This window comes from Marinobacter sp. NFXS11, from assembly GCF_040148675.1.
Classification (GTDB): domain Bacteria; phylum Pseudomonadota; class Gammaproteobacteria; order Pseudomonadales; family Oleiphilaceae; genus Marinobacter.
Window position 1 is genome coordinate 117,274 of record NZ_JAGDDV010000002.1, and the last position, 24,470, is coordinate 141,743.

Consider the following 24,470-nt stretch of genomic DNA (forward strand, 5'->3'; position numbering starts at 1 on the left):
GCTCTCCAAGTCTCTTGTTTTCAGTTCTCTTGAGTTCGTTTCAGGCCGAACCGGGAACTTTTCCCGCCTCTGATACGATTCTTCGCTTTGTGGAAAAAACCAACAATTGCTCGCCGGAACAGGTTTTCTCATCACTTGGTAGTACGACTACACCGGATCTTCCGGCCCCGGCGTTCGGGGCACCCCCTCAGAGATCCCCTTCAGCCCTGGCGATAGCCTGCTCATCCAGAAATTCCCGGTAATAACCCGGCACGCTGTATCGGAGTTTCTGGCTAGCCATCAGCTCGTTCATCTCGCCGGTCTTCACCAGCCTGTCGATGATGGCTTCAAGGGCATAGCCCAGCTGGCGATGGGTGTGTTTGATCGCCATACCCACATCCCATACCTGCTTGCCGATGCCCGGAAACCCATTACCGGCGGCGGTAAACGATGCGTTCTCGGGTTTGGCCAGCTCGTGATCAATTTCCGACCGCATACCCATGACGGCACTGACCTCACCCTTGCGCATTGCCTCGAATGCATCCGACACGTTGGTGTAATGGCGTACCTGTTCCCGCATGCGTCCGCCGAACGCGGAGGTCAGATAAAAATCCGGCAAGGTATCGATCTCGACGCCAATACGGTTGTATTGAAAAACTGCTACGGTCTCGACGGAATCGAGCTCTGCAGGGTTAAAGGCAATCTGCCAGGTCTCCTGCTGATAGGGGCCGAACAGAACAACCTGCTCGTTGATGTACTCGCCGGTGGAATCCTGCATGTAGGCATAGGTCTTGTCGTAGGGCACCCGCAGCATCACGTCGGCAAGCCGTTGTTTGGCCAGGTAGTGCCCTTTCCAGACGTTGTTACGCAAGTCGTCGCCGAGGTTTTCATCCGGAATTATCCAGTGCACTTTGAATTCGACGCCCATTTCCTCGGCAATCCGTCGCCCGAGTTCGATGTCGATACCCCTGGGTTCACCATCGACCTGGTAGGAATAAGGCGGGAAGTTCTCGTAAACGCCGACTTTCAGGTAGCCGGAATCCAGGATGATGTCGTAGGTGCGCTCCGCAGGCCGGTTGAGCAATTCGTTCCCGTCGTTAACCTCCTGGGCCAGCACCACCTGGGCGAACAGCAACAGGGCAAGTATTCCAAGTAGACTTTTCATTGTTTTCTCCCACCTTTTCTCTCAACGACGAAGGGCCGGCACATGGCCGACCCGAATTCAGGCGCTCGTTTTGACAGAAGCCGCGCTCATCACTCTGGCTTGGGCAGGGATTCCACATAGGTGCGGATTGCCCACATGGCGTTCTGGTCCATGCTCTTTTTCCAAGACGGCATGCCGCGATCGGTACCGTTCATCACGCGTCCGATGTAGTACTCGTCATCCCACTCGGTCAGTTCGCGAAGATCCGGCGTGAGACCGCCGGACATCGCCCGAATGCCATGGCACGCGGCGCAGTTGCCAGCGTATGCACTCTCGCCGATTTTCGCGGCCTGGGTGTTGAACTCGCCGAATTCATTGCCCTCGCGGAAGGGATTCTCGATGCGCACCTCATCGCCCAGCTCCGGCAGATTGCCCGTATCCACTTCCTGTGGTGTGACATTGCCGTGCGCGATAGCGAAGCCGGCCAGGCCAAACATGGCCGCGGCCACGAATGTTTTGAGTGAAAAGGACAGTGCCATTGGTCTTACCTCTGTTATTGGATTCCCCGTGGTTGGCTATTGGATTTGTCAGTTGCCAACTTACTGATCACCAGTCTAGGAATCCCGCTGTCCAATCCGAATGCCACTTTGGGGGTTTTGGTTTAGTTCCTTGGTAGTAGATTTTTGGTCTGCGAGAAGAAATCTCATCCTTTGGTACTGCCTGATTCCTACTTTCTGAATATTTCCGGGCGTTGCCACCTTCCATAAGCTGGAACCACAACAACAAACCGGAGAACCCCATGTCTTTTCTGTCCCGGACAGCGGCCACTTCATTAATCACCATGGCAGCAGCATGCCCGCTGCAGGCGGGATCCCTGGACGTGCGGATTGGCTATCTACAGTGGGTTCCGGACCAGGGACCGGTGCTCTCCAACGTGATCCCGGAGCCGGAAGACGCCGGCCTTCGGGGTGCCGAACTGGCCATGAACGACAACAGCACCACCGGCAAATTTCTGGGCCAGACCTACTCACTCGAGAGCGACGTTGCCGATACCGAAGAAGCGGCTATCGCGGCCTTTGAGACCATGCGCGAGAGTGGTCTCGACCTGTTCGTGGTGAACGCGCCGGCCTCGACCCTGAAAACCCTCACGGAAAAAGCCGGCGACAACACCCTGATCTTCAATGCCGGCGCCAAAGACGACGCCCTGCGCACCGGCCAGTGCCACGTGAACCTGCTGCACACCATCCCCAGCTATTCGATGCTCACCGATGCCCTCGGCCAGTGGCTGAACCAGCGACGTTGGGATGAGGTGTTCCTGATTACCGGTCCAACCGAAGCCGACAAAGGCTGGGCCGATGCCTTCCGCCGTTCGGCCAAGCGCTTCGGGCTGGAGATCGTCGAAGACAAGCCCTGGACCTTTGATGCCGACCTGCGCCGCACCGCCTCGAAAGAGCTGCCGCTGTTCACCCAAGCCAGCGATTACGACGCGGTGGTGGTCGCCGATGTGCGGGGCGATTTTGGCGAGTACGTGCCGTTCAACACCTGGCTGCCACGACCAGTGGTGGGTACCCAGGGCATGTCACCCGTTACCTGGCACCGGGTGGTGGAGAGCTGGGGGGCTGCCCAGCTCCAGAATCGTTTTCGCGAGCTGGCCGGCAGGGACATGAACAGCGAGGACTACGCCGCCTGGACAGCCGTTCGCTCCATCGGTACCGCCATCACCGACCTGAACTCCGCCAGTCCCGCCGAGATCCGGAATTACCTGTTCAGTGACAAGTTCCAACTGGCTGCGTTCAAGGGCCGTAAGCTCACCTTCCGCGACTGGAATGGCCAGCTGAGACAACCAATTCCGCTGGTTCATCCCCGGGGATTGGTGGCGCGCGCACCCTTCGAAGGCTTTCTCCATCCCAACAGCCAGATGGACACCCTCGGTTTCGACCGGCCAGAAAGTGAGTGCCGGATCAACGGCTAACCCGATACCGCCTTACCGGTTACAACAAAAAGGAGCGATACCATGAAACCCCTGATCAAGCGCGCTGCCCTGGCCACGATGATTGGTCTGTCGACACCGACCCTGGCCAGCGTGGCCTATGTATCCAACGAGAAGGACAACACCCTGTCGGTAATCGATACCGAAACGCAGAAAGTGATTGAAACCATCGACGTCGGCCAGCGGCCCCGGGGCATCCTGCTCTCAAGGGATTACACCAAGCTCTACATCTGCGCCAGCGACGATGACACGGTTCAGGTGCTGGATCTGGCTACCCGCAAGATTGTCGACACCCTGCCTTCCGGTGAAGATCCGGAACAATTCGCGCTGCACCCGAATAACAAGCATTTGTACATCGCCAACGAGGACGACGCCATCGTGACCGTGGTGGATGTCGACAGCAAAGAGGTGCTCGCCCAGATTGATGTGGGCATCGAGCCGGAAGGCATGGCGGTGAGCCCGAACGGAAAATGGGCCGTGAACACCTCCGAAACCACAAGCATGCTGCACTGGATCAACACCGAGACCTTCGAGATCGAGAAGAACATCGTAGTGGGCCAGCGTCCGCGCCACGTGGAGTTCAGCAAGGACAGCAAGATTGCCTGGGCCTCCGCGGAAATTGGCGGCACCGTGCACATCATTGATGTCGACAACCTGGAGCAGATCCACGAGATGTCCTTCAAAGTGCCCGGTGTGAATCAGGATCGGGTCCAGCCGGTAGGTATTGAGCTGACGTCTGACGGCAAGTACGCGTTTGTGGCGCTTGGCCCCTCAAATCATGTGGCGGTAGTCGACGCAAAAACCTATGAGGTTCTGGATTACCTTCTGGTGGGTGCACGCGTCTGGCAGCTGGATCTCGACAAGGACGAGACGCATCTGTACACCACCAACGGCGTTTCCGGGGACGTGTCCGTGATCAATCTGGAGGACATGAAGGTCATTAAATCCATCAAGGTGGGCCGCTACCCCTGGGGTGTGGTCATCGATCCGACTTCATGACCATCGAAGCGAGCAACCTCAGCTTTCGTTACGGCGACAAGCCGGTGCTCCGGGAGGTCAGCTTTGTGCTGACCTCTGGCCGTTTAAATGCCCTGCTCGGGCCAAACGGGGCGGGTAAATCCACCCTTTTTGGTTTGCTCACCCGGCTGTTGGCCCTGCAGCAGGGTGATATTCGATTGGGCGGCCAATCACTGAAAAAACAGCCGGCGGAGGCCATGCGCAAGATCGGCGTGGTGTTCCAGCAGAATGCCCTGGACCTGGACCTGACCGTTCGCCAGAACCTGCAATACCACGCGGCGTTACACGGGTTGTCCCGCAAAGAAGCCCGCACCCGCGGTGACCGGGAACTGGAACGCTTCGGGCTACTGGACAGGGCCAACGATGCCGTCCGCCAGCTCAACGGCGGTCACCGCCGGCGCGTGGAAATTGCCCGTGCTCTGCTGCATGAACCCTCTCTGCTGTTGCTCGATGAACCCACGGTGGGCCTGGACGTTGCAAGCCGCAAGGCGCTCAACGAGCACGTGCGTACCCTGTGTGAAGAAGACGGCCTGACCGTACTCTGGGCGACTCACCTGATCGAAGAAGTCCGTGAAGACGACCGGGTACTGATCCTGCATCAGGGCCAGTTACTGGCCGACGGCAACGGCCAGGCCATCTGCGAGGCCGAAGGCACCCGGGATCTGGCCGAAACTTTCCATTCCCTGACCGGAGCCGGCTGATATGAAGGCAGCACACTACTGGCACTGTTTTGTGGGCATCCAGACCCGGGAGTGGCTGCGGTTCTGGCAGCAGCGCACCCGCTTTGCCAGCGCGCTGGTGCGGCCATTGCTCTGGCTGGTAGTGTTCGCCGCCGGCTTCCGGGCGGTGCTGGGTATTTCCATCATCCCGCCCTACCAGACCTACATCACCTATGAGACCTACATCGCCCCGGGTCTGTGCGGCATGATCATCCTGTTCAACAGCATGCAGGGTGCCCTGTCGATGGTGTATGACCGGGAGCTGGGCAGCATGCGTGTGTTGCTGATGAGCCCCCTGCCCCGGCCGTTCCTGCTGGTCACCAAACTGCTGGCCATGGGCGTGGTGTCCATCGGTCAGGTGTATGTGTTCCTGCTGCTGGCGCTGCTGGTGGATGTGGAACCACCGCTGTGGGGCTACCTTGCGGTGTTGCCGGCGTTGATTCTGACCAGCCTGATGCTGGGTGCTCTGGGGCTGCTGATCGCCACCTGGATCAAACAGTTGGAGAACTTCGCCGGGGTGATGAACTTTGTCATCTTCCCGATGTTCTTCATGTCCTCGGCGCTCTATCCCCTCTGGCGTATGAACGAGGCCAGTCCCTGGCTGTACTGGATCTGCCAGTTCAATCCGTTCACCCATGCGGTGGAGGCAATCCGGTTTTCGCTGTACCTGGAGTGGAATCCGATGGCTTACGGGATTACTGCTGGAGTAACGGTGGTTCTTGCATTGTTTGCTACAGCTGGGTTCCGGCCACAGCGTACCAGGATACTTGGGACCTCCAAGCCTGCCTGATCCGGGGTAAGGCAGTCAGCAGGATAGGCTTCCCAAAAAACGCTCCTTGCGGCACATCCATGTGGCGCTTGGGCTCCGCCATCCATGGCTCCGCACATTTTTGGGAAGCCTATCCCGCTGCCTGCCACGGGCACCGTGCAGACCTCGTAGGTCGGATTAGCAAAGCGTAATCCGACAGACTGCGGGCCCCCTCGATCAACCTAACAGCCCGTCAAATCCAAACCGCGAAGCCTTCCAAGCAACCCATCAACCACTCCGGGTTCACCAATCGGATCATCCCACTGCAATCGGGCGGGCTTTCCATCCAGGTACCACAGACGGTTTGCAAGTATTTCTGCATCCCCACCATCATGAGTAACGCAGATCATCGCCATATCCGAATGCGTATCCAATATCCCGGCTATCAGCCCTTTGAGTTCATCCGCCATCACAGGATCCAATGACGCAAACGGCTCGTCCAACAACAACAGATCGGGTTTTACCGCCAAGCAACGGGCCAAGGCGGCTCTTCTGGCCATGCCAAGTGAAAGCTGGTCCGGCAAATAATGACCGTACCCTGACAAGCCAACCTGGCCCAGCAATGCCTCAGCTTCCTTACCGTTAGCACCAACGAGTCTAAGATTCGCGTTCAAGGTCCGCCATGGCAGCAGCCGATGCTCCTGGAACAGATAGCCCACGCGAAGTTTGTCACGCCCGATCACCGCTTCTTCCGAAACTGATGTATCGAGACCGGCAATGGCGTTCAGCAATGTAGTCTTGCCGATCCCCGAGGGGCCCAGCAGGCAGATGCGATCGCCTCGCTTTATGGTTGCGAAGACCTCTCCGAGCACCGGCTGGCCGAAATCACGGCCCGCGATTCTGAGTTCAAGCATGGGCGGCCTCCGGCTGACGCCAGCGGCTGCATCGACGCTCGAGGGGCTGCAGGATGGCCAGCTCGATCAGCTGGACCACGGCTATAAAGGCCAGGCTGTAGGCCAGAATGGCGGCCACGTCGAATACCTGAAACGCCATATGCAGCTGGAAGCCGACGCCGCTGGAGCGGCCCAGCAGTTCCACTACAAGGACAATCTTCCAGATCAGGGCGAGACCACCCCGGGTGGCGGCCATGAGGTAGGGAAACAGCTGCGGCACCCACACCTCACGCAACCGTTGCCAGCGGGTGAACTCGTATACGGTGGCCATTTCCTCAAGCCGGTAGTCGAGGCTGCGGGCGCCTTCGCGAACCGTCACCGCAACGTTGGGCACTTTATTGATCACCACCGCCATCACGGCAGCCACTTCCACCAGGCCGAACCAGACGTACATAAGGATGATGGTGACCAGCGCCGGCAGGTTGAGTAACAACACCAGCAGGGGATCGAACAGGGCATTGGTGGTTTGTGAACGGCCCATCACAATGCCGATGGCGGTGCCAATCGCCATCGCCAGAATGAATGCGACCACCACGCGGGCCAGGGTCGCTCCCAGGTGATGCCAGAGTTCGCCGGACGCCGACTCCCGAACCAGGGTGTCCAGTACGTTCGCCGGCGTTGGTAACAGGGGCGACTGAAGCAGCCAGGCCGTCAGCGCCCAGAGCACGACAAACGAGGGCAAAACTATCCAGTAGCACCAGAGCGGCGGGCGGCCGGGAGGGCCTTTCACGGTTGGCTCCGGTAAAACAGATTGGCGGGCATCAGGCGGTCCGGATCGGCACCTGTGAGGGTCATCAAATGCTGCAGGTCTGCAATACGCTGGTCTGTTTGTGGAGCAGGCGTGCCGGCGACGAAGCCCTCGCGCAATGCCGTGAAGACGCCCTCTTCAGGATTACCCATCAGGGGACGCAGGCGTTGCCAGGCTGATTCACTGTCCGCCAGCTCGGCTTTGGCCTGTTGCAGGGAGGCTGCGAAACGATCAATCAGGGAGCCATGCTCTTGCACCCAACGTTCTGGAAACACATACCCGAGCACCGGCAGGTTGCGATCCAGGTCCAGCTCAGTGAGCAGGTCGGCCATGCTGAAGGCCGACCGCCAGCCGCCCTCACCCCGGAGACGGGCCGCGAAATGCCAGTAGGTGACGATCACGTCTACCTGTCCCCGCTTGAGAGCCTGGCTGAGCAGCGGCGGAGCAGCGAACTGGATCTCTGCGGATTCGTCCAGATTGATACCCTGTCGCTCTGCGACTTTCTGGAGCAGTATCCAGCCCTTGCTGTCCGGCCCGCCGGCTACGCCGATGCGCTTGTCCGCCAGATCCGCCACCGAGCGGATCGGGGAGGTCTCGGCGACAACGATATCGCCGATCTGGGATGAAAAAGGCACATAAAGGTAGGGCGCTCCTGCCTGGAACCTGGACTGCGCCCACAGCAGGTCGGCCACTGCGCCATTCACCGACCCGCTGGTCACAGCGAGCCTGGAGGCCGGCAAGTTGGCCACCGGTTTCAGGTTCAGCCGGTAGCCATTGTCCCGATCCAGTCCCCGATGCAGGATATGGGCAAGCTCCCAATGGGCCGTGCCGAACTGCAACACGCTGACGGACAGTACGGGCAGCTCAGAGGCTGCGTCCTCCGCCTTGGCACCACCTGCAAGGCTGAAGATAAGACACACCAGGGCGCTCACTCCCTTTTTGATCCAGCGATCGGCAAAAGAGGGTTGGGAGACTGGAGTTATTGTTGGTTGTAGGCTCATTGCTCCACGATACGAAGCCCAAAGCCCGGCAAGAATAGTACTTTGGTGCCTGTTTTTTGGTGCGATGGTCGCATTCACCCCGAGACCAGGATGGCGTGTAATGAAACCATCACAATAATAAACAGAGGATCGAAACCGCCATCGGTGATTCTCTGCACAGGAGGCCGCCATGCTGAACGAGCTCGAAGCCGCACTCTCTACCGAGAATTCCCCTTCCGAAAACTGCCATCATGCGTCCGAAAACCGCTATCATGATTCGGAAGCCATCCCAGATACTGAAAACAAACAGGTAGCCCCCTCCATGGAGCCGGCTTACAAGATTCTGATTGCCGACGACCACCCACTGTTCAGGGAAGCCATCAGCAGCGTTATCGCCTCTGGCTTTGAGGGCAGCGAGATCATCGAAACCGACGATCTGGACAGTGCCGTGGACATCACTCGCGAGAATGATGATCTGGACCTGATTCTGCTGGATTTGAACATGCCCGGCATGCACGGTCTGAACGGCCTGATCACTTTGCGCAATGAGGCCCCGACCATTCCTGTGGTGATTGTCTCTGCCGAGGAAGACAAACAGGTGGTATTGCAGGCCATTACTTACGGCGCCTGCGGCTTTATTACCAAGTCCTCGCCTCGGGCCCAGATGACCGAGGCCATCCAGCAAATCCTGAACGGCAATGTGTATCTGCCCTCGGACATCATCCGTACCGGCAAGGAAAGCAACACCCGCCGTAGTCGCAATGAAGACAATCCGATTTCACCGGAGCTGCTCAACTCCCTTACCCGCCGTCAGCTGCTGGTGCTCGAGCGCATGTCCAAGGGCGAATCCAACAAGCAGATTGCCTACAACCTGAATATCGCCGAGACCACGGTGAAGGCCCATGTTTCGGCGATTCTTCGTAAGCTGGGGGTTCACAACCGGGTGCAGGCGATTCTGTCCGCCAGTGATGTGGATTTCAGTCAGTATCTGAAGCGGTAAGATAACTAAGGCTTGTTTGTCGGATTACGCCTTTGGCTAATCCGACCTACGTTTTGAGCGGAGTGTAGGTCGGGTTAGGCGAAGCCGTAATCCGACACCTATCGTCAATCTCAACTTCTAAGCAAATGACTCAGCGCACTGCGCAACTTCAGGGGCTTCACCGGCTTGTTCATCAGCAGGTGTCCAAGTTCGCGGATATGCTGCTTGAGTTCGTTGGTGTAGTTAGCCGTAATCATCACCACTGGCGCCGGACATCTCCGGCGGCCATTGATCTCCGCTACTACATCCACACCGTTTTCATCATTATCCAGATGATAGTCCGCCAGGATCAGGTCCACCGCACTGCTGGCCGGATCCAGCTGGCGTTCGAGATCCTCCAGGGACACCGCCGTCACGACCTGACAGTCCCAACCCTCGAGCAGGGTTTGCATGCCCTGGCAAATAGACTGGTCGTTGTCGATCACCCAGATTCGGGCGCCGCCAAGACCGCTATCGAAAGACACGGCGCGGTTCTGGTCGACCGACGGTTGCCGTGGCTTCAGCTTGCCAATGGGAACGCGGACGCTGAAAACAGATCCCCTGCCCTCGATGGAATTCACCGTCACCTCGTGCCCGAGCATTCGGGATATTTTGTCGACAATGGCCAGACCAAGTCCCAGGCCTTTATCGGGCTGTGAGCCGGCGGGGCGAATACGCTTGAATTCCTGGAAGATCTCGGTGAGTTTGTCTTCGGGAATACCCGGGCCGGTATCCCACACCTGCAACAGCACATGATCCTTTTGTCGGCGAACGCCAAGCAGGATCCGGCCGTTGCCGGTGTAGCGAATGGCGTTGGTGAGGAAATTCCGGAGAATCCGCGCCAGCAACTGGGAATCGGACTCCACAATCGCGGAGCTGGCAATAAAGTCCAGTTGCAGCCCCTCGGCCATGGCCATCTGGCGGAATTCCCGTGCGATATTGTTGAGCAGGTCCCGAAGGTCAAAGGCGGTGACATCCGGTTTGATCACGCCGGCATCGAGCTTGGAAATATCAACCAGGGTGCCCAGCAGGTTTTCAACGTCATCCAGAGAGGTGCTCACCGATCGAACCAGGCCTTCAGCCTTGGGCCCGAACGACTGTTCCAGCAATGCACTGGTGAATAACCGTGCGGCATTCAGAGGTTGCAGCAAGTCGTGGCTGACGGCCGCCAGGAACTTGGTTTTAGAAAGATTGGCCCGTTCGGCCTCCAGTTTGGCATCCCGAAGGCGCGCTTCCACAGCCGCACGCTCGGTGATTTCCTGGCGCAGCTGGTTGTTCAGACCGGTCAGGGCTGCGGTGCGTTCCTTCACCCGTCGCTCGAGGTTGTCATAGGCCTGCTCCAGGGCCAGGGCGGTCTTGCGGCGGTCGGTGATGTCCCGTATCAGCACGAAGAAACCGATGATATCGCCCTGCTCATCAAAATTCGGCACGTAGGAACGCAGCATGTGGCGTACCTCACCCTGCTCACCGGTCTCCTCGAATTCGAACGTCACGTTGTGGCCGTCCATGACATCGAGAATCTGGGGAAGCAGGCGCTGGTAGAACTCTGGCGAATGCACCTCGTTAAGACGTTTGCCAAGGGGCGACTCGCCTTTGCGCCCGTACCAGGACTCATAGACCTTGTTGCAGAACTGGATGGTCATGTCGGCCCCGATATAGGCAATCAGCGCGGGAACATGGTCGGTCACCACCCGGATCCAGCGCTCGCTCTCTTCGAGCGCCTTGATCCGGCGGGCCATTTCGCTGTTCTTCACATCGGTGATGTCGGAATAGAGCACCACCAACCCACCTTCCCGGGTCGGTCTCTCGGTAACCTGAACCCAGCGGCCGTTGGCCAGCAGAAACACCACGCCTTCCGAATCCGGATGGCTGTGTTCCTCCAGGACCAGACCGCAGGCCACCGCCTGCCGCTTTACATCTGAAATCCGGGTACCCTGGCCCGGCGCGTCAACACCGGCATGGCGCCAGTAGCTCCGGAACCGGCTGTTGCTCTGGATCAGGCAATGCCGGTTATCAAACAGCACAAACCCGTCGGCAATGCTTTCGATGGCATCGCTCAGTCTCTGGCGGGTTGTCTCGGCTTCTTCCCGGGCCCGGTTCAGGGCCTTGTTGCTGCCCTTGAGCTGCTCCATGGCCTGGTTCAGTGCCTCGGTCCGCTCCCGAACCTGCTCGGCAAGCACCACCGAGTGCTCGAAGGCGGCGTAGGGCTCCGGCTTGTGGGCAGAGCCGGACTCCACCCGGACAATCAGGGCATCGCGAATCCGCCGCAGGCGCTCGTTCTCCGCCTCAAGTTCGGCAATCCGGAGATCCCGCCTGTCTTCAACGGGTGCTTCAATCTTGTCCGGAACGGACATCAGGCTGGCCAATGACCACCCCCGTAAACGTCTGGTTGATGTGCATACCGTCGAACTGCTCGCCGTACGTGTTAAAGCCAATCACATTGTGGTGGCGGAGGAACTGCGAGACCGCTTCCACCTCCCCGGTCAGTTCAGCCTCCAGCCTGCGCAGAAAACAATCGCAGCCGATGGTCACCAGAGGTGGCCCCACAACCCGTTCTGCGGCTTCTATCTGGGTACGAACGCTGTCCAGCAGGGATTCCGGCTCCATGGCCGTCATCACGATTCCGGTTTCCACGGCGCAATAGAAAGTCAGACTCTTGTCCGGGTTCACCCGCTGCACCGAGCGGACAAAATAGTGGCCGCCGATTTTCACCCCCATGGGCCGTAGCGCAAACACCTTGCGATCCAGTGCTTCGACATCCACGCCAACGGCTCGGGCATAGGCATCGGCCGCCGGCTCGGCGTTGAGCTCGTATACCGTGCGACTTTCCGCGCAGGCGTCGGTCACCACCAGCTTTTCACTGCGTTCGACCATGTGGTGCGTGGAAAACACCCGGAAATCCAGCGGTGTATTTACCAGCAACACCGTGGCGGCTCCGGTATGGAACTGGCCGTCGTAGAACACATGGGTGTTGGCCAGGCGCTCATCGTCGCCGGCAGAACCGCCAAACTGGGGAATGGTGCCAAGGGCCGAGTTGAGCGTTGCCAGCACCAGCTCTTCACGGCTCGACAGGCCGTCCAGCAGCGTGATGGCAAAGGTGTTGCCTTTGACCGGCGCGAGTCTGGCATCCCGACAGGTCGAAAGCAGACCGTCGATTACCCCCTGGGCATCCTGCAGGGTGAATCGGTCCAGCTCCCGGATCAGTGCGCAATCGATGGCGAAATAGCGGCTGTCAAACCCGATGGCGGTGATGCATCCACGTCCGTAGCCGTCCGGAGTGATCTCCCCGGCCGAAGTGCAGCCGCAGACACGCACACCCTGAAAACTGTGCTCAAGGGCACTACCAAGTCGACCCAGATCGTATTCCGCAGAACAGAAGAAGAGTACACAGCCAAGATGCTCGTGGCTGAGCTGGCTGGCGAGATTGGTGGCGGCCAACATGGGATCGCGAACGCTGGAGCTCGCTACCCGGACCGCAGGTAGGGTCGTCGCTGGCTTCATAAACGCGGTTCCCGAAAACGGATGACTTTTCACCGATTCTACGGCATCCGCAAACGCAGCCAATGCGACTTCAGTGCTTTTAATCGGCGCGCCAAAATGATCGTAAGCCATTGATTAAACTGCCTCCTGAATCAATGCCTGGTGGCGCTGCCGGTTTGCCTCAAGGCAAACCGGCACTTTAGTCTTAGACAAACCAGCGCAGCGAGAGGCCTCCTGCCACCCGCAACGCCAGCTAGGGCTTAGAACATCACGATGGCGCCAAGGGCGATGGTGTCCGCCTCAGTGGTGGTTGCACCGGTGGTGCGGTTGTTGTCTTCGTACATGTTGTACTCGGCAACCAGCTTGAAGTTGCTGTTTACATCGTGGAAGAACCCGAGCGTTGTGCTCTCGGTTTCCAGATTCAGGATTTCAGCGTCCGTCTCGCCGTAGGAAAGCACAACGCGATTGGCACCGAAGGCATAGGAGCCCTGAACCAGGAAGCCGTCGGCATCGTCTTCGGTCACCGCACCGTTGCCGATCAGAACCGGGTTGTCACCCTTGGAAGTAAAACCGGAGGCGGCCAGGGTCAGTCCCGCGACCGACGCCTTGATACCGTACCCGAGGCCTGTGCTGTCAACGGTCGTGGTGCCGTTCTCGGCAGACTGGTAGCGGCCGTTCACCCAGCCGGTCAGGGCTACGTCGTTCAGGTTGGCGTTATAGGTTACCTCGGACTCAAAGCGGGGTGCGGCGTTTTCATCGTTGGCGCCGGTCACCGTATCGGCGGGATCCAGCACACCGGCCGCGACTTTGAGGCCGCCCATATCCGGCGAGCGATAGGTAATCTGGGCGGAGGGTGTCGGGTACGGATAGCCTGCACGGATATTGCCGAAGGAAACGCCACCGGCAACGCCCGGGGAACCGAATCCCATCAGGATTTCGTCGAGGAAAATGTTGGAGCGGGCGTAAAGACCGAAGTCCTTACCAATCAGCACCTGACCAAAATCGCCGTCTACCGTGGCATAGAACTGACGCACATCGATGGCGGTGTCTGTGGGTGAATCAAGACTGTCATTGATGGTGGTCCAGAACGAGGAACGTCCGCCCAGGGTCAGATCACCCATATCCTTGCTGAAATTGAAGCCGATGGTGTTCGGCAGGAAGCCCATCTTGATGCGGGAATCCCGAACGTCGTTCTGCTTATCGTCACGGTTTACGTAGAATGCGTTGAAGTAGCCATCCACGGAAAAGCTGGTGCCGTCCTGGTTATACAGCTCAACAGCGGCATTGGCCCCTGCGCTGGCACCCATGGCCGCTGCCATGGCAATCGCTAACCCTGACTTTCTGACGTTATTGTTTTTCATAGTTCCCCCGGTTGTTTTTGGAAATCTGGGATCGGAGGCCCGGATCATCCGGACGCCCCAGGCGCGGTCTGTCGCCTGAATTCCATGGTCGGTGATGCGAGGGAGGGGGAAAATGCTTCGACGGAGCAGGTTTTCTGCTCATTTGGGAGGCACTTGAATTGAAACTTTGGGAGTACGACCCGGCGGATCAGTCGCCGGGGAACTGGGCCAGTTCCTGCAGGCAGTCATTGAGAAAGTCTTCGGGGTCGGCCATGACGGCCTCATCCGCAACCACGCCAAACTGCACCTGGTCGGCGTAGCTGACAATGCTGATCCCAAGACCGATATCGCCGGCCTGGGGCACCCAGAACATCTGTTCGGTTATGCGGCAGCCGGCAATATACCGGGCCTCCGGAGTGCCGGGCACGTTGGACACCACGGCACTGGCCTTGCGATAAAACACCTCCGCCAGAGGTTCTCGCCAGGGCTCCGGCACAATCGTGGCGCTGGCCGCGAGGCCCCAGGCAATACCCGGCTGCCAGCTCTTCTTCAGACGTCGGGTTTCGTGCTTGATGCGGAAAAGTCGCTCGAGGGGACTTTCACCATCCACCGGCAAGGGGACAAACACGGTGCCAAAATAGTTGCCCAGCGCGCCGGGTGCCGGCTTGAGCTCCTCCGGCAGGCGACTGCGAATGTCCACCGGCACGGCGGCATGCAGCACGGCTTCATCGAGGTCCTCGCCTTCAATGCCCAGGCGGGTGCGCACAGCCGCCGCCACACAGCTCAGCAACACATCGTTGATGGTTACATTGGTAGCTCGGGCAATGTTTCTGAAGCGGTCGAGGGGCACCGGCTCGGACCAGCGACAATGTCGCCTCCCCAGCAGCGGCTGCCTGAGATCCGTCGCCGTGTCTTCCGGCTCCACCAGGAACTCCGAAAATTCATTGACCAGCTTCAGGCTCTTCTTGGCGACCCGCTCCAGCAAGCGCCCCGCGTCCTGCCATTGATTACCGGCGGACCGGTCTGCATTGCCAGCACCGTGGGATTCTTCAGAAGGCTCTTCGGATGCCATCAGCTGCCCGAACCAGGCCTTTGCCGCAGCCGTCCAGCGTGACAGCTCCGCGATTTCGGGGGCGCCGTAAATGGCGGGATGCTGCTGGGGAGAGGATGGGCACAGTCGGTCAAAGATGCCCAGCAGAGACAGGCCGTCGGCGTAACAGTGGTGAATGCGCAGCAGCAGCACCGCCCCACCCTCGGCATTGGGCGCAAGCCAGAATTTCCAACGCGGACGATACATGGGCAGAGGCTGGTTCAGCCGCGCGGACACCCATTCCTGAAGGCTGTCGGGCGTGAAACGGTCCACAACCACATCAAGGTGGTGGCGGACATCAAACGTCGGATCCTGCTCCCACCACCAGGCCGGTGAGCGTTTGACGGGCATGTACCGGAAACGCTCCCAGGCCATCCAGTACACCCGCAGAAACTCCCTGAAACGGGGCGCAGTGAGCCCATCAACCCGCAGCATCACGGTGATGGTCATGGGGTTTTCCGGGCGCTCCAGGGCCAGCCAGGCCGAATCAGCAGGTAGCAGGAGATGCGATTGCTCGTGACTCAAACCCGAACGTCCCTGGAGAAGTAATGAAGAAAGGGGCCTTGGATCCAATGCCAAGCAGGAGGCGCCCTAAGTAAAAACCGAACTCCGCATTGTGCCAGACAAGCCGCGCCGTCTCCATATGCGGCACCAGCGCACGCTGTTACAAAAAATTACACGTGAGTAACTGTTCAGTCCTATACTGGTTATAAGCCTTGGTGCAATGGTTATTAAACGCTGCCGATCCGTGACCGATTGGCCCTGAGAGATCAAAAAATCCGTACTCAGAGCCAGTAACATAACCAGATGATCGGAGTACAAAAGGCTTACCAGCACAACCAAATTCCAACAACAGGCCATTGCCGTGCTGGGTGGGAGAACAGTTATGAAAGCGAGCCATGTTCGCAAGCTGATCAAACCGATTGAAAGCGCTTACTCGGAAATGTTTTCCGGGCACGTGTATCGCGTCGGCAAGGGCGCTGTTTCCGTTCGCAACCACAGCGGCAAAGCGGAGCAGACCGTTATTGGCGTGCACGGCTTTCTGGAAAATCACTGCTACTTCACCCAGGCCTATGAAGCGCCGACCACTGAACTGATCCTGCTCACCTGCAGCAACTACCACATCCCGGTAAATGGCGTTACGCCGGAGACTCCGGAATGGGAAGTGCCGATCAAGCAGCTGGAAGGCACGATTGAGTACGACGCCTGCATTCTTAACCAGGCGCTCTCCAGCCTGCCGACTACTCAGAACATCCGGGTTCATGGACATTCCCGTGGCGGAGCGGTAATTCTTGAGGCCATCAAACAATGGCCCGAGCTCTATGATGACGTGGAAGTGGTTCTGGAGGCACCGGTACTCCCCGACGGCAAGCTCTCCGCTCTGGTAACCACCATTCTGGAACCGGTCAGCCACGGCATGTGGCCCTGGCTGATCCGGCTGATCAACAGCGCTCCGTCGTCAGCCTATGGCCAGACCTTCTTCGGCAAAATGAACCCGCGCAAGAAGCAGCTGTTGAGCAAGCTGTTCTCAGCCACCAAGGATCACCTGACGATTGTTCGTAACATCGAGAACATCATGGACTGGATGGCGCGGACGGACAGCAGTGTCTACGGCCATGTGCGCCACGGCACCTTCCTGATCCCTGCGGTGGATCGCATTCTGGATCGCTCATCCATGCTGGCCAGCGCCCGCCAGAGCCCGACCACTATGCGCATCGTGGAAACCCAGGCGCCGAGCCACTTCATTACTCTGGACAGCAAGGAATGGGTTCCGGGGTTCGAAACGCTCCCGACAGCCGCGCAGGGCTGACGCCCGGTCTGTACCCTGCTGCAAGACCACTGCAGCTCCGCTAAACTACGCTCTTTTCCTCAGGTTTAGTGGAGCCATCGCCCATGTACCGTGAGCGCCTCGTCGCTACCGAAGCCCGCTCTGAAAGCGCTCGCCAGCTGCAGCAACTGCTTCTGGACTACCATGATTTCCGGCACCTGAAAGCCGAGCATCCGCTGATGGAACACGCCGTCTCCGTGGCCGACTGGCAGGCGGAGCGGCTGAAGTCGACCCATGAGGATCTTTATCGCCATCCCGGATATCACCACGGCCTCGAATTTCTGCTGACCGACCTCTACGCCCCGGCCGGCATGACCCGCCGGGACGACAATATCGATCGGGTGTTTCCCAAAATGGTGAAGTGGTTGCCAGATAATCTGCTGGACACCTTCGCCGGCCTCGTGGAACTGAACCTGATCACCCAGCAGCTGGACCTGGAGCTCGCCGAACTGTTCCATCAGCAGGGTGTGTCCGCCCGGTCAATCACCACCGATGACTATTGTGCCGCCTACCGGGAGAGCCGAAGGCTGGCGCAGAGAGAGAAACAGATTACCCTGGTGGCAGACGTTGGCCAGCAACTGGATCGCTATGTCCGCAACCGCACCCTTGGGTGGCTGCTATCGATGACCCGGGGCCCGGCAGAGATGGCCGATCTGACGGATCTGCACAGTTTCCTGCACCGGGGCTATTCCGCCTTCCGGAGGATGGACGATGTGGAGCTACTGATTGACCGGCTGGTTTCCCGGGAGCAGCAGGTGATGCGCAATATCCTCGACCATCACCCGGACCCGTTCAGCCTGCCGGAAAACCTCTGAGCCAAGGATAGGCCGCCGGCTCAGGCCTTGATGATCTGGTCCAGCTGGGAGTGGATTTCCTGCTCGATCCGGGATTTGAAGGGCCGCAGCATCATGCCCAGCTCGAGGTGAATGTGCAGGTCTGTCGGGGTGATGTTCAGGTGCCCCTTGACGCCACTGCGCTTGAACTTCAGGTGGTCGCCTTCCCACTCATAATGCACGTCAAACTGACTGGACAGGTCTTTGGCAAGGGATTCTGCAGCCTGCCTTGCGTGCTCTTTGTCCAGGGCGTGCGGGCGATGTACATCAATTACAGACATGAAGCGGTTTTCTCTCGGATTTGGATAGATTTACAGTTTAGGGCGCGATTTAACTCATCGCCACCCTTGTAGCAACCCCGTCAGCGGTTAGAATACGGGGTTCAGATTCTGACAGGACATGCCCCATGAGCGAGCAGCAAACGCCAGCCAACCAGGCCGCAAACAGCAACGGCCAGGACGACGTAACCCATTTCGGTTTCCGCAATGTGCCCAAGAGCCAGAAAGCGAGCCAGGTGGCCGAGGTGTTCCACAGTGTGGCGGGCAAGTACGACCTCATGAATGACCTGATGTCCATGGGAATTCACCGGCTCTGGAAACGTTTCACCATTGAGCTTTCGGGCGTGCGTCCCGGCCACCAGGTGCTGGACATTGCCGGCGGCACTGGCGATCTCACCATGAAGTTTTCAGACCTTGTGGGTCCGTCCGGCAAGGTGGTGCTGGCCGACATCAATGCCTCCATGCTGCAGGTGGGCCGCAGCCGGCTGACCGATCGCGGCTATGCCGGCAACATTGAATACGTACAGGCGGATGCCGAGCATCTGCCGTTTCCGGACAACAACTTCAACGCCGTATCCATCGCCTTCGGTCTGCGCAATGTCACCGATAAAGACCAGGCCCTGCGTGACATGACCCGGGTTCTGAAACCCGGTGGCAAGCTGATGATCCTGGAATTCTCCAAGCCGACCAATCCGCTGCTGAGCAAGGCCTATGACACCTACTCATTTTCCGCTCTGCCAATCATGGGTCAGCTGATTGCCGGTGATAGTGAAAGCTACAAATACCTGGCCGAATCCATCCGCATGCATCCGGACCAGGACACCCTGAAGGGCATGATGGAAAACGCGGGTCTGGTGAACTGCAAGTACTACAACATGACCGGTGGCATCGTCGCCCTGCATGTGGGAATCAAGCCCTGATGTTTCCCGGCCCCACCCTGCTTTCCGCTGTCTCCGCCATCCTCGAAAGTGCCCTGAACCGGGCACTGGAACTGGACCCGGCGGGGCATAGAGCCTTGATGGAAGCGTTGGCGGGCCCGGTTCAGTTCAATATCACCGACCCGATTGCCCTGACCTACACCCTGGACCGGACCGGAAACCGCGTCCGGGTGGGCAGTCAGCCGGCCGAACAGCCCGCCCTGGAGATTACGGGCAAACCCATTGCCTTTGCGGCGCTGGCCACCGGTGATGACCGGGTCTTCGCCGACGGTCGTCTCGACGTGGCCGGTGACACGGCCCTGGCTCACCAGCTTCAGCGTGCCCTGAACCAGCTTGAGCCGGACTGGGAAGCGGCCATGGCCCGGCATATCGGTGATGTGCCCGCGCACTTCCTGGGCCAACGGGTTCGCGGCGCTATCCGATGGAGTCGACAGGCCTTTCAGTCCCTGAATGCCAACATCGAGGAGTATGTGCACGAGGAAAGTCGCGCCCTTCCCGGTCGGAGGGAGCTGGAAGCTACGTTCGAGGATATCGACGAACTGAACCTGCGCACGGAAAGACTGGAAGCGCGGCTTAATCTGATTGAAAACCGCGGCAAGACTGACGAATCGGAGAACCTGTGACCCGCCTGCAACGCCTGTTCCGAATTGCCTGGGTATTCTGCCGCTATCGACTGGACACGTTCCTGCCTATCGCAGAGCTGCCCGCGCCCCTGAAGGTGTTTTTCCTGCTGGCGCCCTGGCACCTGTTCCCGAAACCCAAGCTCGACCGGGGAGATCGCCTGCGGCTGGCACTGGAAGAGTTGGGCCCGGTATTCGTAAAGTTCGGCCAGATTCTCTCTACCCGACGGGACCTGCTGCCGGATGACATGGCCGAATCCCTGAAAAATCTTCAGGACCGGGTACCGCCGTTTCCGAGCGATGAAGCCCGGTGCATCATCGAAACTTCCCTCGGCGCTCCCGTCTCGGAATTGTTTGCCGAATTCAGCCCGGACCCGCTTGCCTCGGCATCGGTTGCCCAGGTGCATGCAGCCACCCTGCGCAACGGCCAGAAGGTAGTCGTGAAAGTTCTGCGACCGGGCATTGAGAAGGTAATCCGTCAGGACCTGGCCCTGATGTACCTGATGGCCGGCCTGCTGGAAAAATACTGGTCAGAGGGCAAGCGCCTGCATCCGGTGGAAGTGGTGGCCGACTACGATTCCACCATTCACGATGAGCTCGACCTGCAGCGCGAAGCCGCCAATGCCAGCCAGCTACGCCGTAATTTCGAGAACTCATCGCTGATCTACATTCCGTTTATCGACTGGGACTACACCCGCAAATCGGTGCTGGTGATGGAGCGCATCCATGGTATCCCCATTGCCGACACCGCCGCCCTGAAAGCCGCTGGCGTTAACATGAAGGTGCTCGCCGAGAAAGGCGTGGAGATTTTCTTTACCCAGGTGTTCCGGGACAGCTTCTTCCACGCGGACATGCACCCCGGCAACATTTTCGTGGATACCTCCAATCCTGCTGATCCCCGGTATATCGCCATCGATTTTGGCATTGTCGGCACCCTGGCGCCGGACGACCAGAGCTACCTTGCCCGCAACCTGCTCGCTTTTTTCCGCCGGGATTACCGGCAGGTTGCGCAGCTGCACATTCAGTCCGGCTGGGTACCACCCGATACCCCGGTGAACCAGTTTGAGGCGGCCATACGTACTGTTTGCGAACCAATTTTCGAGAAGCCTTTAAAGGACATCTCGTTCGGCCATTTCCTGTTACGCCTGTTCCAGACGGCGAGGCGATTCAACATGGAAGTGCAGCCCCAGCTCGTTCTACTGCAGAAAACCCTCCTGAACGTGGAAGGTCTGGGCCGACAGCTGTATCCGGATCTGGATTTATGGAGCACCGCGCAACCCTACCTCGAGACCTGGATGCGCAAACGCATTGGCCCCTCGGGGCTGATCAAGTCGCTGCAGTCGCACCTTCCCTCCTGGCTGGAACAGTCGCCGGAAATGCCCCAGCTGGTGCACGATGCGCTATTGCAACTGCGGCAGGCGGGGCCCACCGAGCCCCAGAACAGGGCGACACTGGCGTTGCTCCGGGAGCAGCAGATCCGTACTGAGCGGCGTTGGCGGCGGGCGACATTGGCGGTACTGCTCATCGCAGGCGGCTTTCTGGGCACTCAGCCCGAGGGTCGGCAGTGGATTGAAAGCGTGCCAACCTGGAGCTGGGCCCTGTTTGCCGTCGCCGGCGGGCTCATGCTCCGGGGCAGCCGATAACCGATAAAGATTTCAGGATTCACAAAAATGCAAAATAGCTCGGATAAGGTCGAGACCCCTGACTGGCTGGATGCCATTCGCTGGACAGAGGACGGCCTGGTGCCAGCCATCGCCCAGGACGCCGACACCGGCGATATCCTGATGATGGCCTGGATGAACCGCGAGTCGCTCAGGCTGACCGCCGAAGAAGGACACGCCGTATACTGGTCGCGCTCCCGGGGCAAGCTCTGGCGCAAAGGGGAAACCTCGGGGCACCAACAGGTCATCCGGGACATTCGACTGGACTGCGACGAGGACGTCATCCTGCTGAAAGTGGAACAAAAAGGCGGCATCGCCTGCCATACTGGCAGACGCAGCTGCTTCTACCGGACCCTGAAAGACGGTCAGTGGGTCAGCGTTGACCCGGTGATCAAGGACCCCGGCACTATCTACGGCAGCAACTGAGGCTACGGCAGCAACTGAGGAGCACGGACAGTGAGCGAAGTACTGGAAAACCTGGCAAGGGTTCTGGAAGCCCGGAAAGAAGCAGATCCGGAAACCTCCTACGTAGCCAGTCTCCATGCCAAGGGTCTGAACAAGATCCTGGAAAAAGTGGGGGAAGAGTGCACGGAAACCCTGCTGGCCGCCAAGGACGCAGAGCATTCCGGGGAAACACGGGACGTGGTTTATGAAACGGCCGACCTCTGGTTTCACAGCATGGTGATGCTGTCGAGCCTGGGCCTTGGCCCGAAAGACATCCTGGACGAACTGGCAAGCCGGTTCGATCTGTCAGGCCTGGAAGAAAAAGCGTCGAGGAACAAGTGACCGGTAATACCTCTAAAGGGGTTTCCGCGTAACGGTTCTGGTAACGTACAATGTCATTGAACAGAAACATTAAAACGAGGACCCCGTAATGGGTATCAGCATCTGGCAATTACTTATCGTACTCGGCATTGTCATTCTGTTGTTCGGGACCAAGAAGCTGCGCAACATCGGCAGTGACCTCGGTGGTGCCATTCGCGGCTTCAAGAAGTCGATGAGCGATGAGGACTCCAAGGCCGAGAACCAGGAGTCCCTGGAAGGCAAGGAAGAGGAGCAGCCACAGCAACAGGCTGCGGCCGAAGACAAGCCCCGGGACAAGTCCCACAGCTGAGACCAGGCTGAATGTTCGATATCGGCTTTCTTGAGCTGCTGATCTGCGGCGTCATAGCGCTGTTGGTGCTCGGTCCCGAGCGCCTGCCCGCGGCCGCCCGTGCGGCTGGCCGCTGGGTGGGTGGTGCACGGCGCATGGTTGGCCAGTTCACCTCGGAACTGGACCGGGAACTGAAAGCCGGCGAACTCCGCGACGAGCTTCGCAAGGCAGGAGATGTTGGCCTCGACGACGTTCAGAAAACCGTGCGCGGCGCCCTGGACGAGGCCAAGAAGTATGAGCACATGATCCTGCCCGAGAACGAGACCCAGAAGCCAAGGCCCGCACCCGCGACACGACGGGTATCCAGCCAGTCGAAAGCTTCCGAGACTCCGGCACAGGATCACGCTGATACCAGTGACTCCTCGCAGAACCCTGACGCGGGTTCTGCCGGAAACGAACAACACAAAAGCGAAACCCCGCAAAGTCCGCCGGATAATCGTTCATGAATGCAAAACCCGACGGCAACCAGCTGCCTCCGGAACAGCAGGAAATGCCACTGATCGAGCACCTGCTCGAACTGCGTAATCGCCTTCTGAAAATGGTCCTTGCGGTGCTGATCTGCTTCGCTGCCATTTATCCGTTTGCCAACGAACTTTACCTGTGGCTGTCGGAGCCCATCCGCTCCCTGTTGCCCGTTGGCCAGACCATGATCGCAACAGACGTTACCTCGCCCTTCTTCGCACCGCTGAAGTTGGCCCTGGTTCTGGCTGTGTTCGCTGCCATTCCGATCATTCTCTACCAGCTCTGGAGCTTTATTGCGCCGGGCCTCTACGCCCACGAAAAACGCCTGGCCTTTCCGCTGCTGTTTACTTCGGTCATCCTGTTCTACGCGGGCGCGGCGTTTGCCTATTACGTGGTTTTCCCGCTGGTGTTCGGCTTCTTTACCGCGATAGGCCCCGAAGGCATCGTCGAACTACCGGACATCACCAGCTACCTCAATTTCGTACTCAAGATGTTCTTCGCCTTCGGTGTGGCCTTCGAAATTCCGATCGCCACGGTGCTGTTGATCCTCACCGGCGCCACCACGCCCGCCGATCTCGCGGCCAAGCGCCCTTACGTGGTGGTGGGCTGTTTCATCATCGGCATGCTGCTGACGCCGCCGGATATTATTTCCCAGACCCTTCTCGCGGTACCCATGTGGATCCTGTTCGAGGTCGGCATCCTGTTCGGGCGGCTGGCGAAACGGGAAGTCGCAGACCCGGAAAGCGATGAGCCCGCCGGCGAATGAATCTGGCGTTACTGTTTGACGAGGATTTCGTGGCAACTGATCGTGCCGTTCTTCGCGGTCGACGCCTGGCGCATCTGCAGTCCGTCATAAAAGTCGTTGCTGGCGATACCGTGCCGGTGGGCCGCGCGGATGGCCAGATGGGAATCGGCGAAGTTATCCGGCTTACCGATAACGAGGCGGAGCTGCGGGTGACGCTGGATCAGGCTCCGCCGCCGCCTCTGCCGCTCACCCTGATACTCGCCATGCCCCGGCCCAAGATGTTCCGTCGCATCCTGCAAACCTGCGCTGCTCTGGGCGTGAAAGACCTCTGGCTGATTAACAGCTACAAGGTGGAGAAAAGCTTCTGGCAGACGCCGTGGCTCTTAGACGCACAGCTTCGGGAGAACCTGACGCTCGGGCTGGAACAGGCAAAAGATACCCTGATCCCACGGGTGCAGATCCGCAAGCTGTTCAAACCCTTCGTGGAAGACGAGTTGCCGGCGCTATTGGCAGACCGACAGGCCCTGGTAGCGCATCCCGGCACAAGCACCCCCTGCCCTGTGCACCTTAACCAGCCGACCGTGCTCTGCATTGGCCCGGAAGGTGGCTTCACGGCTTATGAAGTGGGCAAACTGGAAGAAGCCGGCTGCCAGAGCGTGCATCTCGGCCCCCGCATTCTGCGGGTCGAAACCGCAGTACCGGTACTGGTGAGTCGGCTGTTCGACGCCTGCCTCTAGAGCCCCGGT

26 protein-coding genes are annotated in these 24,470 nt (G+C 59.1%); 16 read left to right on the top strand and 10 right to left on the bottom strand.

The features are described from left to right. Window positions 1-187: 187 nt before the first annotated feature. Both J3362_RS09650 and pedF read right to left on the bottom strand, forming a co-directional pair. Window positions 188-1,144, bottom strand: coding sequence for a substrate-binding periplasmic protein (locus J3362_RS09650; RefSeq protein ID WP_349519363.1), 957 nt, complete (start codon window positions 1,142-1,144; stop codon window positions 188-190). Window positions 1,145-1,233: 89 nt separating this feature from the next. Then, window positions 1,234-1,662, bottom strand: a complete 429-nt coding sequence (pedF, locus tag J3362_RS09655; protein ID WP_349519364.1) for a cytochrome c-550 PedF — start codon at window positions 1,660-1,662, stop codon at window positions 1,234-1,236. A 260-nt stretch (window positions 1,663-1,922) separates the two neighbouring features. On the opposite strand from pedF, the gene J3362_RS09660 reads away from it, so the two are divergent. The 4 genes from J3362_RS09660 to J3362_RS09675 are packed head-to-tail and all read left to right on the top strand — an operon-like array spanning window position 1,923 to window position 5,639. Continuing rightward, window positions 1,923-3,095: a lanthanide ABC transporter ABC transporter substrate-binding protein PedA1 gene (locus J3362_RS09660; protein ID WP_349519365.1), complete on the top strand. Its 1,173-nt coding sequence runs from the start codon at window positions 1,923-1,925 to the stop codon at window positions 3,093-3,095. 42 nt (window positions 3,096-3,137) lie between these two features. Continuing rightward, a complete protein-coding gene (locus tag J3362_RS09665) occupies window positions 3,138-4,112 on the top strand; it encodes a YVTN family beta-propeller repeat protein (RefSeq protein WP_349519366.1) in 975 nt (324 codons plus the stop codon). Further along, entirely contained in the window at window positions 4,109-4,831 is a 723-nt protein-coding gene (locus J3362_RS09670; protein ID WP_349519367.1) for a lanthanide ABC transporter ATP-binding protein PedB/LutE, read from the top strand. The genes J3362_RS09665 and J3362_RS09670 overlap by 4 nt, the downstream gene beginning before the upstream one ends. A 1-nt stretch (window position 4,832) precedes the next feature. Beyond that, window positions 4,833-5,639, top strand: coding sequence for a lanthanide ABC transporter permease protein PedC (locus tag J3362_RS09675; protein WP_349519368.1), 807 nt, complete (start codon window positions 4,833-4,835; stop codon window positions 5,637-5,639). A gap of 200 nt (window positions 5,640-5,839) precedes the next feature. On the opposite strand, the gene J3362_RS09680 is transcribed toward J3362_RS09675, so the two are convergent. Genes J3362_RS09680 through J3362_RS09690 form a run of 3 tightly spaced genes read right to left on the bottom strand, consistent with a single transcriptional unit; the run spans window position 5,840 to window position 8,230 of the window. Next, the gene (locus J3362_RS09680) at window positions 5,840-6,511 is read right to left on the bottom strand and encodes an ABC transporter ATP-binding protein (protein WP_349519369.1); all 672 of its coding nucleotides are present in this window, start codon (window positions 6,509-6,511) and stop codon (window positions 5,840-5,842) included. After that, entirely contained in the window at window positions 6,504-7,280 is a 777-nt protein-coding gene (locus J3362_RS09685; protein ID WP_349519370.1) for an ABC transporter permease, read from the bottom strand. The genes J3362_RS09680 and J3362_RS09685 overlap by 8 nt, the downstream gene beginning before the upstream one ends. Continuing rightward, entirely contained in the window at window positions 7,277-8,230 is a 954-nt protein-coding gene (locus J3362_RS09690; protein WP_349519371.1) for an ABC transporter substrate-binding protein, read from the bottom strand. The genes J3362_RS09685 and J3362_RS09690 overlap by 4 nt, the downstream gene beginning before the upstream one ends. A gap of 370 nt (window positions 8,231-8,600) precedes the next feature. On the opposite strand from J3362_RS09690, the gene J3362_RS09695 reads away from it, so the two are divergent. Further along, complete coding sequence (locus J3362_RS09695) at window positions 8,601-9,278, top strand: response regulator transcription factor (protein ID WP_088828159.1); 678 nt, start codon at window positions 8,601-8,603, stop codon at window positions 9,276-9,278. Between the two features lie 110 nt (window positions 9,279-9,388). On the opposite strand, the gene J3362_RS09700 is transcribed toward J3362_RS09695, so the two are convergent. The 4 genes from J3362_RS09700 to J3362_RS09715 form a co-directional block, all read right to left on the bottom strand. After that, window positions 9,389-11,650: a hybrid sensor histidine kinase/response regulator gene (locus J3362_RS09700; protein WP_349520916.1), complete on the bottom strand. Its 2,262-nt coding sequence runs from the start codon at window positions 11,648-11,650 to the stop codon at window positions 9,389-9,391. After that, window positions 11,628-12,797, bottom strand: coding sequence for a nitric oxide-sensing protein NosP (gene nosP / locus J3362_RS09705; RefSeq protein ID WP_502882437.1), 1,170 nt, complete (start codon window positions 12,795-12,797; stop codon window positions 11,628-11,630). The genes J3362_RS09700 and nosP overlap by 23 nt, the downstream gene beginning before the upstream one ends. Window positions 12,798-13,036: 239 nt before the next feature. Then, window positions 13,037-14,137 (bottom strand): porin, encoded by a 1,101-nt coding sequence (locus tag J3362_RS09710; RefSeq protein WP_104270852.1) that lies wholly within the window; start codon window positions 14,135-14,137, stop codon window positions 13,037-13,039. A gap of 187 nt (window positions 14,138-14,324) precedes the next feature. After that, the gene (locus tag J3362_RS09715) at window positions 14,325-15,731 is read right to left on the bottom strand and encodes a WS/DGAT domain-containing protein (RefSeq protein WP_349519373.1); all 1,407 of its coding nucleotides are present in this window, start codon (window positions 15,729-15,731) and stop codon (window positions 14,325-14,327) included. Window positions 15,732-16,092: 361 nt separating this feature from the next. Here J3362_RS09715 and J3362_RS09720 point away from each other — a divergent pair, with 361 nt between their 5' ends. Continuing rightward, window positions 16,093-17,016, top strand: coding sequence for an alpha/beta hydrolase (locus J3362_RS09720; RefSeq protein ID WP_349519374.1), 924 nt, complete (start codon window positions 16,093-16,095; stop codon window positions 17,014-17,016). A gap of 83 nt (window positions 17,017-17,099) precedes the next feature. Continuing rightward, a complete protein-coding gene (locus J3362_RS09725) occupies window positions 17,100-17,849 on the top strand; it encodes a DUF8198 family protein (RefSeq protein WP_349519375.1) in 750 nt (249 codons plus the stop codon). A 20-nt stretch (window positions 17,850-17,869) separates the two neighbouring features. Here the strand turns inward: J3362_RS09725 and J3362_RS09730 are convergent, their stop codons facing one another. Beyond that, complete coding sequence (locus tag J3362_RS09730; protein WP_349519376.1) at window positions 17,870-18,148, bottom strand: polyhydroxyalkanoic acid system family protein; 279 nt, start codon at window positions 18,146-18,148, stop codon at window positions 17,870-17,872. Between the two features lie 125 nt (window positions 18,149-18,273). On the opposite strand from J3362_RS09730, the gene ubiE reads away from it, so the two are divergent. The 9 genes from ubiE to J3362_RS09775 all read left to right on the top strand — a co-directional run bounded on the left by ubiE (window position 18,274) and on the right by J3362_RS09775 (window position 24,461). Further along, entirely contained in the window at window positions 18,274-19,065 is a 792-nt protein-coding gene (gene ubiE, locus J3362_RS09735) for a bifunctional demethylmenaquinone methyltransferase/2-methoxy-6-polyprenyl-1,4-benzoquinol methylase UbiE (protein WP_349519377.1), read from the top strand. Then, on the top strand, window positions 19,065-19,706 hold the full coding sequence (locus J3362_RS09740; RefSeq protein WP_349519378.1) for a ubiquinone biosynthesis accessory factor UbiJ: 642 nt from the start codon (window positions 19,065-19,067) through the stop codon (window positions 19,704-19,706). The genes ubiE and J3362_RS09740 overlap by 1 nt, the downstream gene beginning before the upstream one ends. Then, on the top strand, window positions 19,703-21,346 hold the full coding sequence (gene ubiB, locus J3362_RS09745; RefSeq protein WP_349519379.1) for a ubiquinone biosynthesis regulatory protein kinase UbiB: 1,644 nt from the start codon (window positions 19,703-19,705) through the stop codon (window positions 21,344-21,346). The genes J3362_RS09740 and ubiB overlap by 4 nt, the downstream gene beginning before the upstream one ends. A 27-nt stretch (window positions 21,347-21,373) precedes the next feature. Continuing rightward, on the top strand, window positions 21,374-21,790 hold the full coding sequence (hisI, locus tag J3362_RS09750; protein ID WP_349519380.1) for a phosphoribosyl-AMP cyclohydrolase: 417 nt from the start codon (window positions 21,374-21,376) through the stop codon (window positions 21,788-21,790). Window positions 21,791-21,820: 30 nt separating this feature from the next. After that, on the top strand, window positions 21,821-22,150 hold the full coding sequence (locus J3362_RS09755) for a phosphoribosyl-ATP diphosphatase (protein WP_349519381.1): 330 nt from the start codon (window positions 21,821-21,823) through the stop codon (window positions 22,148-22,150). 88 nt (window positions 22,151-22,238) lie between these two features. Beyond that, entirely contained in the window at window positions 22,239-22,478 is a 240-nt protein-coding gene (gene tatA, locus J3362_RS09760) for a Sec-independent protein translocase subunit TatA (RefSeq protein ID WP_148608823.1), read from the top strand. A gap of 11 nt (window positions 22,479-22,489) precedes the next feature. Next, a complete protein-coding gene (gene tatB / locus J3362_RS09765) occupies window positions 22,490-22,963 on the top strand; it encodes a Sec-independent protein translocase protein TatB (protein ID WP_349519382.1) in 474 nt (157 codons plus the stop codon). Continuing rightward, window positions 22,960-23,745 carry a twin-arginine translocase subunit TatC gene (gene tatC, locus J3362_RS09770; RefSeq protein ID WP_349519383.1) on the top strand — a complete coding sequence of 262 codons (786 nt, stop codon included), beginning with the start codon at window positions 22,960-22,962 and terminating at the stop codon, window positions 23,743-23,745. Before tatB ends, tatC begins: the two co-directional genes overlap by 4 nt. Further along, a complete protein-coding gene (locus J3362_RS09775; RefSeq protein ID WP_349519384.1) occupies window positions 23,742-24,461 on the top strand; it encodes a 16S rRNA (uracil(1498)-N(3))-methyltransferase in 720 nt (239 codons plus the stop codon). The genes tatC and J3362_RS09775 overlap by 4 nt, the downstream gene beginning before the upstream one ends. Window positions 24,462-24,470: the final 9 nt, after the last annotated feature.